The following is a 14,735-nucleotide window of genomic DNA, read 5'->3' as shown; positions in this document are numbered from 1 at the left end:
CAGCACCCCAACCCAGACCGGACACGCCCCAGGGTTGGGGAATTACGTGACGGCAGGTGAGGAATTACGTGACGGACAACCCCTCAGACCTGGGGGAATACGTGACCGCTGACACCAGGGCGTGTCGAGTGCAATGCTGGCCGGGTTTTGTTTCATCTACCGACAATCAAGATGGAGAGGTGCATTAGTTAGTGGGCACACACGGATCAGTTCAATCGTCGGACTCGCCTTCGGCTAATTCCGTTTCTCGGCGGATACTGGCCAGGTCAACGGCAGCGGTGCTGGTGTTGATGGCTGGATTGGGCGGGACTGCGCCGGTGGCGAGCGCCGACGATGATCTGTCTATTCTGGGAGGCAGTCCGTCGACCGTCTCGGCGGTACCTGACGGCGCAACTGCCGGTGAGGGCACCATTGAGTGTTCGATCAAAACGGACAATCCGCACGGCTCAGGCCATGTTGGCGGAACCATCAATGTGGAATCGCACGTGACATGCAGCGGCGCTAACAACGGGAACGTGGCGTCTCTTACTGCACAGACCCAGCTGTGGCGGATCACTCCACCGCCGGAGCGTATGAGACTCGGCAAACAAAAATCGAATCAAAATATGAACAATATCGAAACATACGCGGACACGCCGTGTATTGCCCAAAGTTACCAGTATTACGGCATCGGTATTGCAAACGTCGTCTTTCCGCCGGGGTATAAGCCCCCGACCGCGCGTATCGGACATCAAGGCCCCACCGTTTCGGTTCTGTGCGGAAGCTAGCCCAAGCACGGCACCGGTGTGGGTGTTGTGCCGCGAGCCGGCTGTTAGTCAGCGCTGTTTAGCGGTTTGAGCTGCACGCTTGGTGGTGTGTTGAGCCACGCGGTGGAGACCACCGACCAGTGCGCCACGCTGGCATAGGGTCCGGCCTCACTATGGGCGAGGCCGGACCCGTCGGTCGTGATGAGGGGGGTTGTCGAGATCGTGGGGTGGGCCAGCAGCAATCCCGCAGCCGACAGGTGCACCGCATCCCAGGATTGGGCAATCGCCGGCCAATCCGGGTACTGGCAACCGTCGGCGGTGATCGGATGTGAGGTGATCAAGGCGATCCAGTCGCGTGCTGAATCTATCCGCGCCACGCGCGCCCGGGTGGTGTCGAAATGGACTTCCCAGCGCGGGTAGTTATGACGCAGATTCTCTCCGGAGATAAGCCAGGAGTCCTCGTTGTTGGCCAGCGGCGTCGACGTCCAAAACGCGCCATCGGGTAACGCACAAAGCCGTTTTCGATTGCTGATCTGCGGTGCGCGCAACTGGGTGAGCGTTCCCTGGTGAATCTGTGGTGAGGCAAACGTGCCTAACTTCGCCAAGGCCGCCAGCGCCACCCTATCGGCGGCCTCATTCTCAGGATCATGCACATCAAGGTTTGTGACTTGAAGGCAACCATCGGAGTAGAGGTAGTCGCGAACCGCAAAAGCTGCCTCGCGGATCAGGGCGTCAGGATGTAGCGAATCGATCTTCTCTTGCGGTGAACGGCGATCGGACTTCCCCCCATATCCCAGGATCCCGACGAGGAACAGGCGACCGGGAAAGGTATCCAGGAGCGATTCATGCTTGCTCACAGCCGCCGCCTCCCCGACGGGATTTGTCTCGACGGGGCGTCGATGAATGTCGCTGTGCATCATGTCCTTCGCGTTTCGGCTCGCACACGGTGACGTGCCAGAGCGGGATATGGCTTTCGGCATACGGCTCACACCGTGCCGGCATAATCCTATGCGGTGCGCGTCGAGGCATCTGACAGCGAATTCCCCGAATCCTCTGTGGTAGCGGATTGGTGGGTCGTGCAGTGCTCGACGCTGTCTCCGACGTTTATCTGTCTCGTTTCTAGAGAAACGAGACACCTCTTTAGGCCCCACTCCCCCGGCATGCAGTCCCAGGTCGCGGCTCGAGAGCTGCACGGTCGCTCTCGACCATAGCCACGTTCAACGACGACGTTGTAGCGAAAGGCGCCGGCGTCGAGCAGCGTGCCACCATCAGCCGGAACATTCGGCCGACGGAAGATCCGAATGTCACCGAGAAACACCCGCCCGCCATCCGGCAACAGCTCAAAGGCGCGGTCGACGATGTCCGACAAGTACGCGACGCTGGGGAAATATTGAACCACTGAGTTGAGCACGACGAGATCGATGCCGCACCGCGTCAGCTCGACCGCGTCGGCCGCCTCCATCTGCAGCAGTTCGAGATTGCCCAGCAGCCGATCCCGGTGCCCCGCCAGTGCCGCTATCGCAGCCCCCGACACATCAGTCACCACGTACGGCTTCGCACCACGGCGCAACATCGGCGCAGATCATCCCTGTACCCACACCAATCTGTAGGCCCGGACCCTCCCGCCATTCAAGCCGCTTTTACGCCCTCCGGCGACCGCTGTCGAGTCCTTGCCAGCGCCGGGCACTTCCCGCACGAGACGTTGATCCCGGCGATGGCCTTCGCATTATCGGGGTCCAGCTATGACAGCGACGGCAGCTCAGGACACAACCCCAACCACTCGTTGTCTTCGTCTGACCGCTCAACGCGGTAGGTGTACTCGTCGGTCGGGTCGACCACGATGACGCGTCTAAAGAGTTGAGGTCGCGTGGACGCGTTATCCACGGGTCAGGCATGACGACCATCGTCCCATCGCAGCAGCCCAGCACTTGAATTACATCGCTTCTAAACTAACTGACCCACTACCCACTCCCGCGCGCGATTGACGCTTTCGCGCGCCCCGGGATTATGTATAGCATCATACATACCCCCCGGGAGGAGCGGCGATGCGAAGCCACCGCGCACGGATGGTCACCTCGGCCGCCCTGCTGATCAGGGAACGCGGCGCGCACGCCACCGCCATCTCCGACGTCCTGCAGCACAGCGGGGCGCCCCGCGGGTCCGCGTATCACTACTTTCCGGGCGGGCGCACCCAGTTGCTGTGCGAAGCGGTGGACTACGCCGGCGATCACGTCGGCGCCGTCATCGGCGAGGCCGACAGTGGGCTCGAACTGCTGGACATCCTGATCGAGAAGTACCGCCGCCAACTGGTCGACACCGATTTCCGCGCCGGCTGCCCGGTCGTGGCGGTCGCGGTCGAAGCCGGTGACGACCAGGACCGCGACCGGATGGCGCCCGTGCTCGAGCGCGCGGCGGTGGCCTTCGGTCACTGGACGTCCCAGATCACCCACCGCCTCATTGCCGACGGCATCCCGGCCGAGACGGCCGGCGAACTGTCGATGCTGATCACCTCTGCGCTCGAGGGGGCGATCGTGCTGGCCCGCGCCCGGCGTGAGCTCGCGCCACTGGATCTCGTCCACCGTCAGCTGCGCAAATCACTGTCGTGCGCCCTGGAAGCCCTGGGAAAGGAAACCCGCGATGACCGCTGAATGGCAGTCCACCGCCTGCATCCTCTGCGAATGCAACTGCGGCATCGTCGTGCAAGTCGAGGACGGGCATCTGACCAAGATCCGCGGCGACAAGGAGCATCCGGCATCGCAGGGCTACACCTGCAACAAGGCGCTGCGGCTGGACCACTACCAGAACAACCGAGCCCGGCTGACCTCGCCGATGCGCCGGCGCCCGGACGGCACCTACGAAGAAATCGACTGGGACACCGCGATCGTCGAGATCGCCGAGGGTTTCAAGCACATCCGCGACACCTACGGCGGGGACAAGATCTTCTACTACGGCGGCGGCGGTCAGGGCAACCACCTGGGCGGGGCCTACAGCGGCGCCTTCCTCAAGGCGCTGGGGTCCAAATACCGGTCGAATGCGTTGGCGCAGGAGAAGACCGGCGAAGCGTGGGTCGACGCGCAACTGTACGGCGGCCATACCCGCGGCGAGTTCGAGCACGCCGAGGTGGCGGTGTTCGTGGGGAAGAACCCATGGATGTCGCAGAGCTTCCCCCGGGCCCGGGTGGTGCTCAACGAGATCGCCAAGGACCCGGGCCGGTCGATGATCGTGATCGACCCCGTCGTCACCGACACCGCGAAGATGTCCGACTTCCACCTGCGGGTGCACCCCGGGACCGACGCCTGGTGCCTGGCCGCACTGGCCGCCGTCCTCGTCCAGGAAAACCTGTGCGACGACGCGTTTCTCGCCGAGCACGTGCGCGGCGCCGACACCGTGCGCGACGCGCTGCGCGAGGTGTCCGTCGGGGACTGCGCTCTGCGCTGCGGCGTCGACGAAGAACTCCTGCGGGCCGCGGCGCGGCGCATCGGCACCGCCTCCAGCGTGGCGGTGTTCGAGGACCTCGGCATCCAGCAGGCACCCAACAGCACCCTGAGCTCCTATTTGAACAAGCTGCTGTGGATCTTCACCGGCAACTTCGCGAAAAAGGGTGGGCAACACCTGCATTCGTCGATGGCGTCACTGTTCAGTACCGTCTCGGGCCGCACCCCCGTCACCGGCGCGCCGATCATCGCCGGCCTGGTGCCGTCCAACGTCGTGCCCGAGGAGATCCTCACGGATCACCCGGACCGGTTCCGGGCCATGATCGTCGAAAGCGGGAACCCCGCCCACTCGCTGGCCGACTCGACGGCGTGCCGGGAGGCCTTCCGATCGCTGGAGTTGATGGTGGTCGTCGACGTCGCGATGACCGAGACGGCCAGGCTGGCCCACTATGTGTTGCCGGCGGCGTCGCAATACGAGAAGCCTGAGGCCACCTTCTTCAATTTCGAGTTCCCCCACAACGGCTTTCACGTGCGCAGGCCGCTGCTCGAACCGCTGCCGGGCACGCTGCCGGAACCGGAGATCTGGGCCCGGCTGGTGCGGGCGCTCGGCGTCGTCGACGACGCCGACCTGCGTCCGCTGCGCGAGGCCGCCCAACGTGGCCGCGAGGAGTACGCCGGGGCGTTCCTCAGCGCGGTGTCCGCCAATCCGACTCTGGCGCGGCTGGTTCCGTACGTGCTCTACGAGACGCTCGGCCCGACGTTGCCCGCAGGAATGGCCGGCGCGGCCGCGGTCTGGGGCCTGGCCCAGAAGGTCGCGATGGCCTACCCCGAGGCCGTGCGCCGGGCCGGCCATGCCGACGGCAACGCGCTGTTCGACGCTATCCTGAACAGCCCGTCGGGCGTGGTGTTCACCGCGCACAACTACGAGGACGACTTCGCGCTGATCAGCCACGCCGACCACAAGATCGCCCTGGAAATTCCCGAAATGCTCGCCGATCTGCGGGCATTGGCCCAGGCGCCGCCGCAACTGACCACGGCGGAGTTCCCGATCGTGCTGTCGGTGGGCGAGCGGCGCGCCTACACCGCCAACGACATCATCCGCGACCCGTCGTGGCGCAAGCGCGACACCGACGGGGCGCTGCGCGTCAGCGTCGAAGACGCCCAGGACCTGGGGCTGGTCGACGGCGCCCGGGCGCGCATCACCACCGCCGCCGGCAGCGCGGAGGCGACCGTCGAGGTCACCGAGACCATGCTGGCCGGACACGCGGCACTGCCCAACGGTTTCGGCCTCGACTACGTCGGGGCCGACGGGCGGACCGTCGTTCCGGGCGTCGCCCCCAACGCGCTCACCTCGACCCGGTGGCGCGACCCGTACGCCGGCACTCCCTGGCACAAACACGTGCCCGCCCGCATCGAGCTCTGCCCGGCCGGGTGACTAGTTCATCCAGTCGGCGGAGCCGTCGCTCTTCGGGTACGGGCCACCGGTCGAGTTCTTCACCACGATCACGTCGCCCGGCCCGAAGTTGTCGAAGAACCACTTCGCGTTGGACGGGCTGATGTTGATGCAGCCGTGGCTGACGTCGCGCTTGCCCTGATCGTCCACCGACCACGGCGCGCTGTGCACGAAGTCGCCGACATTGTCGAACCGGACGGCCAGGTCGACGGTCACCTTGTAGCCGTACGTGGAGTTGACCGGCACCCCATACGTCGAGGAGTCCATCACCACGGAGGGCATCTTCTCCTGCACGTAGTAGGTGCCGTTGGGCGTCTGGTGGTTGCCCGCGGACATCCCCATCGACATCGGGATCGTCTTCTCCACCGCGCCGTTGCGGGTCACGGTCAGCTGATGGGTGGTGTCGTCCGCGGTGGCGATCAGCGAGTCACCGGTCTGGAAGCTGTTCACGGTGCCGCCCGCGTCCACCGTCACCGCCGTGTGGGCGGGCCAGAAGCTCAGCGGGCGCCACCGCAGCTGGGTCGGGGTCATCCAATAGAACTTGCCCGGCACCGGCGGGGTCGACATGACGTGGACGGCGTCCATGGCCGCGCCGGCGTCGTCGACGCGCGCGGGGAAGTTGATGATGATCGGCTGCCCGACGCCCACGGTCGAGCCGTTGACCGGGACGATCTTCGGCGGACCGAACGGCGCGACGCCGGTGAACGGGCTGGGGTTCTGCCCGGCGGCCGGACCGGCCGCCACGGGCTGGCCGAGCGGCGGCGGGAAGGGCGGCGGCGCCAGCGGGTTGGGGGGCGGCGGCGCCGCGAACGGGTCCGGCGGCGGCGCGGGCGGCCCGGGCGGGATGGCCACCCCCGGATCGCCGGGGGCGGGGTCCGGATCCGCGAGCGCGGGACCGGCGCTCAGCACCAGCAGGCCGGCCAACCCGGCTGCGCTCAGAGCGGCGAAGAAGCGTCCCCTTGTCCAGCCCGACATATGCATCCCTCCACTCACATCCTGGAGACAGTTTGGCATAGCGAGGTGACCGGCTACCCCGGTCCGCGTCCGTCACCCGCGGCAATTATGGTCGCTGACCTGCCGAGCTATGAATCACGTGAGCTTGTCGGCGCAACGTCGAGCACGTGCCGGTTGGCCGCCATACCGGCGAGCGCCGCGGCCATCAGGCCGGCCGAGGCGGTCAGCATCAGGGCGACGCTGCGCTCGTAGAGGAGGCCGCCCAGCAGCGAGCCGGCCATGATGCCGACCTGGAACGCCGTCACGTACAGGCCCGACGCCCCGTCGGGGTCGTCGGCGCCGCTGCGCATCGCGGCGGCCTGCATCATCGGCGAGACGGCGGTCGCCATCGCACCCCACAGCACGATGGCGCACGTTCCGATCAGCACAGTCGCCACGACGGGCTCGCCACCGAACGCCAGGCCCGTCAGCACGGCGAACACGGCGGTCAGGCCGGCCATGCAGAAGACGATCGCCCCACGGGGCCGCCGGTCCAGCGGCCGGGCGACCATGCCCACGGCGATCACGCCGGCGGCGCCGTAGGCGGCCAGCACCCAGGCCAGGTTCGGCCCGCGCACGCCGACGACCTCGCGGATAACCACGACGATGTAGGTGTACGAGACGAAGTGGCCGGTGACGCCGACCATCGCGATCAGGCTGACGATGATCAGCCGGCGGTTGCGGTGATGCCGGGCGCGGGGGCCGACGCAGGCGAGCTGGTCGTTGCTGAGCACCATCTCGGGCAGCAGGAGCCGGGCCACCACCGTGACGGCGGCCGCCGCGACCGTGATGCTGACCGCGGCCAGCCGCCAGCCCCACATCAGGCTCATGGCTGCCGTCAGCGGACTACCGATGACGAGGGCGAGGCTGGTGCCGATGTAGATCGACATCGTGGCGCGGCCGGCATGGCTGGGCGGCACCAGCCGGGTGGCGACGGGGGCAATGACCGACCACAGCAGGCCGTGGGTGACCGCGCACAGCACCCGCCCGGCGGCCAGCACGGCAAAGTTCGGCGCCAGCGCCGAGATCAGCTGCGAGACGGTCAGGCACGCCAGGCTCACCACCAGCGCGCGCCGCCGCGGCCAGTGCGCCGTCCACCGCACCAGCGGGAAGGTCGACAAGGCCGCCACCAGCGCGTACCAGGACAGCAGCGTCCCGACGAGGACCACGCTCACCTGCAGGTTTCGCGCGATCGAGGACAGCGCGCCGACCGGCAGGATTTCCGCGGTGACGTAGGTGAAGGCCGCCGCTGCCAACACAGCAAGCTGCGCCGCGATGCGTGGCGTCCACGTTCGCGTGGCAACGGTCGTCTCGGCTGTCCTGGCAGTCATAGCTGGGTTGCGGGATGGGCCGGCAATGCCGCCGACACGACCGCGCTGCCCCTACGGTACGCACCGAGGCAGCGGGTTCATGCATTCTTTCGTTTCAACACGCCCTAGGCGATCAGGAACGAACCAGCCGCGCGATGGCCGCGGAGGCCTCGGCCAGCTTCTCCTCGGCCTGGTCGCCGCCCTCGGCCACCGCGTTGGTGACGCAGTGGCTGAGGTGTTCGTCGAGCAGGTTCAGGGCCACCGACCGCAGGGCGCTGTTGACGGCGCTGATCTGGGTGAGGACGTCGATGCAGTACTTGTCCTCGTCGATCATCCGTGCGATGCCCCGCACCTGGCCCTCGATGCGGCGCAGCCGCTTGGCGTAGTTGTCCTTCTGCTCGGAATATCCGTGTGCGGTAGTCATGTCCCTCGTACCTCTTGCCATCCGCACCCGACGTGCGGTCGCCACCGCCACCAGCCTATACCCCGATGGGGTATGACCCGCGCATTTGCGATGCGGCCGTCCGCGCATACTTGAACGATGGCCCCCACCACCGGTTCGGCGCAGGACGCCGACATCAAACCCCGTAGTCGTGACGTCACCGACGGCCTGGAGAAGGCCGCGGCCCGTGGCATGCTGCGCGCGGTAGGCATGGGTGACGAGGACTTCGCCAAGCCGCAGGTCGGGGTCGCGTCGTCCTGGAATGAGATCACGCCGTGCAACCTCTCGCTCGACCGGCTCGCCAAGGCGGTCAAGGAGGGCGTGTTCGCGGCGGGGGGGTACCCGCTCGAGTTCGGAACGATCTCCGTCTCCGACGGCATCTCGATGGGTCACGAGGGGATGCACTTCTCGCTGGTGTCCCGCGAGGTGATCGCGGACAGCGTCGAGACCGTGATGCAGGCGGAGCGGCTGGACGGCTCCGTGCTGCTGGCCGGCTGCGACAAGTCGCTGCCCGGGATGCTGATGGCCGCCGCGCGCCTGGACCTGGCGTCGGTCTTCCTCTACGCGGGTTCCATCCTCCCGGGCGTGGCCAAGCTCTCCGACGGCAGCGAGCGTGAGGTCACCATCATCGACGCGTTCGAGGCGGTCGGAGCGTGCGCCCGCGGGTTGATGCCGCGCGAGGACGTCGACGCCATCGAGCGGGCCATCTGCCCCGGCGAGGGGGCGTGCGGCGGCATGTACACCGCCAACACGATGGCCAGCGCCGCCGAAGCGCTCGGCATGTCGCTGCCCGGCAGCGCGGCGCCGCCGGCCACCGACCGGCGCCGCGACGGTTTCGCGCGCCGCAGCGGCCAGGCCGTCGTCGAACTGCTGCGGCGCGGCATCACCGCCCGCGACGTCATGACCAAGGAGGCGTTCGAGAACGCGATCGCGGTGGTGATGGCCTTCGGCGGCTCCACCAACGCGGTGCTGCACCTGCTGGCCATCGCCCACGAGGCCGAGGTGGCCCTCACGCTGGACGACTTCAGCCGAATCGGGTCCAAGGTGCCGCACCTGGCAGACGTCAAGCCGTTCGGCCGCCACGTCATGTCCCACGTCGATCACATCGGCGGCGTGCCGGTGATGATGAAGGCGTTGCTCGACGCCGGCCTGCTGCACGGTGACTGCCTGACGGTGACGGGCCAAACCGTCGCCGAGAATCTCGCTGAGATCGCCCCGCCCGACCCGGACGGCAAGGTGCTGCGCGCGCTGAACGATCCCATCCACCCCACCGGGGGGATTACCATCCTGCGCGGTTCGCTGGCCCCCGAGGGGGCGGTGGTCAAGTCGGCCGGCTTCGATTCCGACGTGTTCGAGGGGACCGCAAGGGTTTTCGACGGCGAACGGGCCGCGCTGGACGCCCTCGAGGACGGCACCATCACCCAGGGCGACGCGGTGGTGATCCGTTACGAAGGCCCCAAGGGCGGCCCCGGGATGCGGGAAATGCTCGCCATCACCGGCGCGATCAAGGGCGCCGGGCTGGGCAAGGACGTCCTGCTGCTCACCGACGGCCGCTTCTCCGGGGGGACGACCGGCCTGTGCGTCGGGCACATCGCGCCCGAGGCGGTCGACGGCGGACCGATCGCCTTCCTGCGCGACGGTGACCGGATTCGGCTCGACGTCGCGAACCGGACGCTCGACGTGTTGGCCGACCCGGCCGAATTCGACGCGCGCCGATCGGATTTCACGCCGCCTGAGCCTCGGTACAAGACGGGTGTGCTCGCCAAGTACGTCAAGTTGGTCAGCTCCGCGGCGATCGGCGCGGTCTGCGGTTAGGCGCGCCGCCGCTAGCGCACCAGCGCCAGCGCGAAGCCGTCCCAGCGCTTGGCCCCCACCGTCTGGATCACCGCGGTGTCCAGGCGGGGATGCTCGCCCATCTGCTGGAGGGTCTCGCGCACCGCACGCGCGGCGCCGTTCCCCGAGGTGGCGGTGAGCACTTCACCCTCGCGAATCACGTTGTCCGCCACGATGAGCGCGCCGGGGCGCGCCAGCCGGACCGCCCACTGCAGGTAGGCGGGGTAGTTCTCCTTGTCGGCGTCGATGAACACCAGGTCGAACGGGCCGCCGCCCACCGTCGGCAACGTGTCGAGCGCCGCGCCGACGATCACTTCCACCCGGTCGGCCAGGCCGGCCCGCTGCAGGTTGGCCCGCGCCACCTCTGCGTGCCTGGGCTCGTATTCCAGCGTCACCACCCGGCCCTCCGGGCCCGCGCCGCGGGCCAGCCAGATGGTGCTGAACCCGCCCAGCGTGCCGATCTCGAGGATGCGCCGCGCCTGCGTCGCGCCGGCCAGCAGCGAAAGGAATTTGCCTTGCTGCGCCGACACCGCGATCGACGGCAGCCCGGCGGCCTCGCTGGCAGCCAGCGCCTCGGTGAGCGCCGGATCGTCGCCGATCACCGTGCTGTCCAAGAAGGCGTCGACGTCCCGGGGGGCGGCCGGGGAAGCGGCCTGGGAAGCAGCGTTGTCGGTCATGCCACACACGCTAGCCGCAGAAACCGGCGCGCCATTCGCTTCATACCCGGAGGGGGTATACAGTGAGTCCGACCAGCAAGACGCAGAAAGGAAGGACGACATGGCGAATTACGAGGAAGGAACGTTGCTGACCTGTGGCCACGAGGGCTGCGGCTGCCGCGTCCGCATCGAGGTTCCCTGCCACTGTTCCGGCTCGGGCGAGCCGTACCGCTGCACCTGCGGCGACGAGCTGACCCCGGTCCAGTAACGGATCAGCGTCCGAACGCGCGGCCGGCCAGGTCGACGCCTGCCCGGAGTCGCATCGAGGCGGCCGAGCCGCCCACCGCCACGGCGTGGGGGCCTGCCTCGATGCGCCAGCCGCCCGCCCGGGCGCGGTAGCGGGCGAGCAGGCGCGGGTCGACGGACGTCACCGCACGCCCTCCTTGGCGTAGACCACGCGCAGCACATGCCCGAGCTCGGGTCCCATGACCAGCTCGGCCAGCCGGCAGAACGTGGCCACGAATTGCGGACCGTGGGGCGGCTCGGCCCGGCACAGGTGGTGCGCAACCTCGTGCAGCACCACCAGCTCGCGCAGCGCCCAGTCCGCGGTGTCCCGGTCGGGGACCGCGATAACCCCTGCGCCGTCGCGACTTTCGTAATGTGCCGCCGAGGCGGCCCGGCGCGGCCGCACGCTCAGCGGTGACACGCCCGGCCACTGGTGCCGCACACCGGGCAGTGCCAGCACGTCGTCGACGTAGCGCTGGACTGAGGCGATCGACCCGAACCGCCCCTCCGGCGGGAGCGTGAGTTGCGTGCCGAAGAACTCCACTGCGGGCGATCCGTGCTCGGCGGCGCGGTCGAACAGCGTCCGGACGAACTCCTCGGCGGCGTACACCTTGGCCCGCTGGGAGTCCCTCCTGCCCGAATCGCCCGAACTCAACTCACCGGCCCAGCGCGGTGCGCGCGCCGGGCAGTTCGGCGCTGTTGCCCAGTCGCGCCCGACGGCCCGCCCGGTCGCCCGCGCGCCGCGCCGCCGACGAATACCCGGCGGTGGCGCTGGTCGCCCGCCACGTGCCCCGCGCCCGGGACGCGCCGCGATAGAAGTCGTGCAGCTCGACCTCCTTGTCCCGCAGCGCGATCGCGGTGCCCGGGGGGCGGCGCCGGTCCTTGGTCGCCTCGCGGCGGGCCTCGTCGCGCGCCTCGGCCAGCCGCTGACCGACGCGGGCCCCGAAGGCCAGCTGGAAGTTCAACCGGGCCGTGATGGTCGGCGTGGGGCGGTGCGCGCCCGAGGCCAGGTACGCGTCCGACGCGCGGACCATCTGGACCACCAGGCTGGCGTAGAGCGCGTGGCTCGCGTCGATGTCCTCGGGGAATCCGTAGGCGTACAGGAACGTGGAGTTGGACGCGATGTCACAACGCACGTCGTTCGCGGAAGCGATCAGCACGAACAGCTGCACATAGGTCCGCAGGCCCCTGGTGCCGGCCGCGCCGATGGTGATGGTGCGCTGCGTCGGCGCCTGCGCCGGCGAGCGGTTGGCCGCGTGCGACCGCGCCACCGCCAGGTCGATCGAGGCCCCCGTCGCCAGCCGCTGCGCGGCGCTCATGAACGCCTCAGCCTCGTGGGGGTTGTCGGTCCCCTCGGCCTGGCGCAGCAGTGCGGCGATCCGGGACAGCATCTTGTCGTCGGTCACTTGCGCCACTCCTCGTCATCTCTACGTTCTGCATCGTCGCCGGCGCGGGTCATAGCGCCAAACTAACGGAGCCGTACGACACGACGCTCAGAGCCGCTGGGAGATCCACGCGACGACGTCCCCCAGCACCTGGTCACGCTCGGGTTCGTTGAAGACCTCGTGATAGAGACCCGGATACACCTTGAGCTCGACGTCGGTCGATCCCACACAGTCGACCAGGCGGCGGCTGCCGGCGACGGGGATGAGCCGGTCGTCGGAGCCGTGCACGACCAGCAGCGGGGCGGTCAGCGCGGGCGCCCGGTGCGGCATGGTCTCGCCGACCTGCAGCAGCGCCCGGCCGATGCCGGTCGGAACCTTCCCGTGGTACACCAGCGGGTCCTCGTTGTAGGCGGCCACCACCGCGGGATCCCGGGATATCGCTTCCACGTCGAGTTCCTCGACCGGCAGCCCGGGCACGACCGCGCCCAGCACGCGGGCGGCGAGCGCCTTGACCCGTGAGATCTGGTCCTGCGCCGCCACGGCCGGGCCGGAGAGCACCATCATGTCGTAGTTGTCCGGGCGTTCCACGCCGTAGGCGAAGACGATCCCGCCGCCCATGCTGTGGCCCAGCACGATGCACGTCAGCCCGGGGTGCTCCCGGGTGGCGATCCCGACCAGCGTGTCGAAATCGGCGGTGTATTCGGTGATGTCGCGCACCAGCACCCGTTTGCCCCCGGAGCGGCCGTGCCCGCGGTGGTCCAGCGCGTAGGTGACCAGTCCCGCCTCCGCGAAGCGCTGCGCGACGTGGTCGTAGCGGCGGGCATACTCGCCCAGCCCGTGGGACAGCACGACCACGGCGCGCGCCGGGGTGTCCGGGGTCCAGACGTCGTACACGATGCGCACACCGCCGACGCCGTCGAAATTGCGTTCGGAGCGCGTCGCGGGAGTCCTAGTCATCAGGGCCAGCGTAGTGGCTGGCGGCCCGGTTCACCGGTTTGCCGGACCCCAGTCCCTGCGTAGGCTCATGCATCGTGAGGCTGCTTGCGGAAGACGCCGACGGCGCGGCGGTCGGGGGCGACTTCTCGGCCCGCGCCGAGCCGTACCGTCGCGAACTGCTCGCGCACTGCTACCGGATGACCGGGTCGGTGCACGACGCCGAGGATCTGGTGCAGGAGACGCTGCTGCGGGCGTGGAAGGCTTACGACCGCTTCGAGGGCAAGTCGTCGATGCGGACCTGGCTGCATCGCATCGCCACCAACACCTGCCTGTCCGCCTTGGAAGGGCGGCAGCGCCGCCCGCTGCCCACCGGGCTCGGCTCGCCCAGCTCGGACCCCACCGCGGAGTTGGTCGAACGCGCCGAAGTGCCGTGGCTGGAGCCCCTGCCGGACACGTCGGACCCGTCCGTGGTCGTCGGGTCACGGGAGTCGGTGCACTTAGCGTTCGTGGCTGCGCTGCAGCACCTTTCGCCGCGCCAGCGGGCCGTGCTGGTGCTGCGCGACGTGCTGCAGTTCAAGGCCGCCGAGGTCGCCGAGGCCGTGGGCACCACCACCGTCGCCGTGAACAGCCTGCTGCAGCGGGCCCGCACGCAGCTGGAGGCCGTCGGGCCCAGCACCGACGACCGGCTGGCCCCGCCGGATTCGGCCGAGACCAAAGACCTGCTGACCCGCTACATCGCCGCGTTCGAGGCCTATGACATCGACCGGCTGGTCGAGCTGTTCACCGCCGAGGCGATCTGGGAGATGCCGCCGTACGCGGGCTGGTATCGGGGCGCGGCGGACATCATCGCGCTCATCCACCAGCACTGTCCCGCCGAGTCGCCCGGCGACATGCGCCTGATCCCGTTGACCGCCAACGGCCAGCCCGCCGCGGCGATGTACATGCGCATCGACGGCGTGCACGTGCCGTTCCAGTTGCACGTGCTCGACGTGACCGGGGACCGGATCGCCCACGTGGTGGCCTTCCTCGACGGCGCCCTGTTCCCGAGGTTCGGCCTACCCGATTCGCTGTGACGGGCGGGCGTCCCGTTCCCACAGCGCCCGCCAGTCGCGTTCTTCCTTTTGCTTGTCATAGTGAAGCTCGACCGACGGTGCGGTGAGATGGATCGCCGGGTGCGGCAACGTGAAGAAGTCACCTTCACCCTGCGCTGAAGCGCCGCCTCCGGTGTCGAGATCCAAGCTGCGGCGAATCCCACTTCCCGC

At 68.6% G+C, this 14,735-nt stretch carries 16 protein-coding genes and 1 pseudogene; 6 read left to right on the top strand and 11 right to left on the bottom strand.

Going from position 1 to position 14,735, the window contains the following annotated elements; all coding sequences use genetic code 11:
• The first annotated feature begins 278 nt into the window (after positions 1-278).
• Positions 279-767 (top strand): hypothetical protein, encoded by a 489-nt coding sequence (locus tag SKC42_RS26145; protein WP_330967139.1) that lies wholly within the window; start codon positions 279-281, stop codon positions 765-767.
• Positions 768-811: 44 nt separating this feature from the next.
• On the opposite strand, the gene SKC42_RS26140 is transcribed toward SKC42_RS26145, so the two are convergent.
• Entirely contained in the window at positions 812-1,603 is a 792-nt protein-coding gene (locus SKC42_RS26140; RefSeq protein ID WP_330967138.1) for a hypothetical protein, read from the bottom strand.
• 149 nt (positions 1,604-1,752) lie between these two features.
• Positions 1,753-2,319, bottom strand: coding sequence for a hypothetical protein (locus tag SKC42_RS26135; RefSeq protein ID WP_330967137.1), 567 nt, complete (start codon positions 2,317-2,319; stop codon positions 1,753-1,755).
• A 472-nt stretch (positions 2,320-2,791) separates the two neighbouring features.
• Here SKC42_RS26135 and SKC42_RS26130 point away from each other — a divergent pair, with 472 nt between their 5' ends.
• Together SKC42_RS26130 and SKC42_RS26125 are read left to right on the top strand one after the other, a co-directional pair.
• Entirely contained in the window at positions 2,792-3,394 is a 603-nt protein-coding gene (locus SKC42_RS26130) for a TetR/AcrR family transcriptional regulator (RefSeq protein ID WP_330967136.1), read from the top strand.
• On the top strand, positions 3,384-5,615 hold the full coding sequence (locus SKC42_RS26125; RefSeq protein WP_330967135.1) for a molybdopterin-dependent oxidoreductase: 2,232 nt from the start codon (positions 3,384-3,386) through the stop codon (positions 5,613-5,615). Before SKC42_RS26130 ends, SKC42_RS26125 begins: the two co-directional genes overlap by 11 nt.
• On the opposite strand, the gene SKC42_RS26120 is transcribed toward SKC42_RS26125, so the two are convergent.
• The 3 genes from SKC42_RS26120 to SKC42_RS26110 all read right to left on the bottom strand — a co-directional run bounded on the left by SKC42_RS26120 (position 5,616) and on the right by SKC42_RS26110 (position 8,360).
• Positions 5,616-6,608, bottom strand: a complete 993-nt coding sequence (locus SKC42_RS26120) for a L,D-transpeptidase (protein WP_330967134.1) — start codon at positions 6,606-6,608, stop codon at positions 5,616-5,618.
• Positions 6,609-6,715: 107 nt separating this feature from the next.
• Positions 6,716-7,957, bottom strand: a complete 1,242-nt coding sequence (locus tag SKC42_RS26115) for an MFS transporter (protein ID WP_330967133.1) — start codon at positions 7,955-7,957, stop codon at positions 6,716-6,718.
• Positions 7,958-8,069: 112 nt separating this feature from the next.
• Complete coding sequence (locus SKC42_RS26110; protein ID WP_330967132.1) at positions 8,070-8,360, bottom strand: metal-sensitive transcriptional regulator; 291 nt, start codon at positions 8,358-8,360, stop codon at positions 8,070-8,072.
• A gap of 117 nt (positions 8,361-8,477) precedes the next feature.
• Between SKC42_RS26110 and ilvD the strand changes: the two genes are divergently transcribed.
• On the top strand, positions 8,478-10,193 hold the full coding sequence (ilvD, locus tag SKC42_RS26105; protein ID WP_330967131.1) for a dihydroxy-acid dehydratase: 1,716 nt from the start codon (positions 8,478-8,480) through the stop codon (positions 10,191-10,193).
• An 11-nt stretch (positions 10,194-10,204) separates the two neighbouring features.
• On the opposite strand, the gene SKC42_RS26100 is transcribed toward ilvD, so the two are convergent.
• Positions 10,205-10,888, bottom strand: coding sequence for an O-methyltransferase (locus SKC42_RS26100; RefSeq protein WP_330967130.1), 684 nt, complete (start codon positions 10,886-10,888; stop codon positions 10,205-10,207).
• Positions 10,889-10,988: 100 nt separating this feature from the next.
• Between SKC42_RS26100 and mymT the strand changes: the two genes are divergently transcribed.
• Positions 10,989-11,135, top strand: a complete 147-nt coding sequence (mymT, locus tag SKC42_RS26095) for a metallothionein MymT (RefSeq protein WP_330967129.1) — start codon at positions 10,989-10,991, stop codon at positions 11,133-11,135.
• Positions 11,136-11,139: 4 nt separating this feature from the next.
• Here mymT and SKC42_RS26090 read toward each other — a convergent pair whose 3' ends face one another.
• From SKC42_RS26090 to SKC42_RS26075, 4 genes are all read right to left on the bottom strand, one after another.
• Complete coding sequence (locus SKC42_RS26090) at positions 11,140-11,298, bottom strand: hypothetical protein (RefSeq protein ID WP_330967128.1); 159 nt, start codon at positions 11,296-11,298, stop codon at positions 11,140-11,142.
• Positions 11,295-11,807: a TIGR04338 family metallohydrolase gene (locus SKC42_RS26085; RefSeq protein WP_330967127.1), complete on the bottom strand. Its 513-nt coding sequence runs from the start codon at positions 11,805-11,807 to the stop codon at positions 11,295-11,297. The genes SKC42_RS26090 and SKC42_RS26085 overlap by 4 nt, the downstream gene beginning before the upstream one ends.
• 1 nt (position 11,808) lies before the next feature.
• On the bottom strand, positions 11,809-12,558 hold the full coding sequence (locus SKC42_RS26080; protein WP_330967126.1) for a DUF2786 domain-containing protein: 750 nt from the start codon (positions 12,556-12,558) through the stop codon (positions 11,809-11,811).
• A gap of 87 nt (positions 12,559-12,645) precedes the next feature.
• Positions 12,646-13,494, bottom strand: coding sequence for an alpha/beta hydrolase (locus tag SKC42_RS26075; protein ID WP_330967125.1), 849 nt, complete (start codon positions 13,492-13,494; stop codon positions 12,646-12,648).
• Here SKC42_RS26075 and SKC42_RS26070 point away from each other — a divergent pair.
• Positions 13,433-14,546 (top strand): annotated as a pseudogene (locus SKC42_RS26070) (sigma-70 family RNA polymerase sigma factor). The gene SKC42_RS26075 and the pseudogene SKC42_RS26070 overlap by 62 nt on opposite strands.
• On the opposite strand, the gene SKC42_RS26065 reads toward SKC42_RS26070, so the two are convergent.
• A complete protein-coding gene (locus SKC42_RS26065) occupies positions 14,529-14,711 on the bottom strand; it encodes a hypothetical protein (RefSeq protein WP_442932270.1) in 183 nt (60 codons plus the stop codon). The pseudogene SKC42_RS26070 and the gene SKC42_RS26065 sit on opposite strands and share 18 nt — an antisense overlap.
• Positions 14,712-14,735 lie beyond the last annotated feature (24 nt).

Origin of the sequence: Mycobacterium sp. 050134 (assembly GCF_036409085.1) — a bacterium.
Taxonomy (GTDB): Bacteria; Actinomycetota; Actinomycetes; order Mycobacteriales; family Mycobacteriaceae; genus Mycobacterium.
This window is presented reverse-complemented; position numbering and strand designations above follow the sequence as displayed.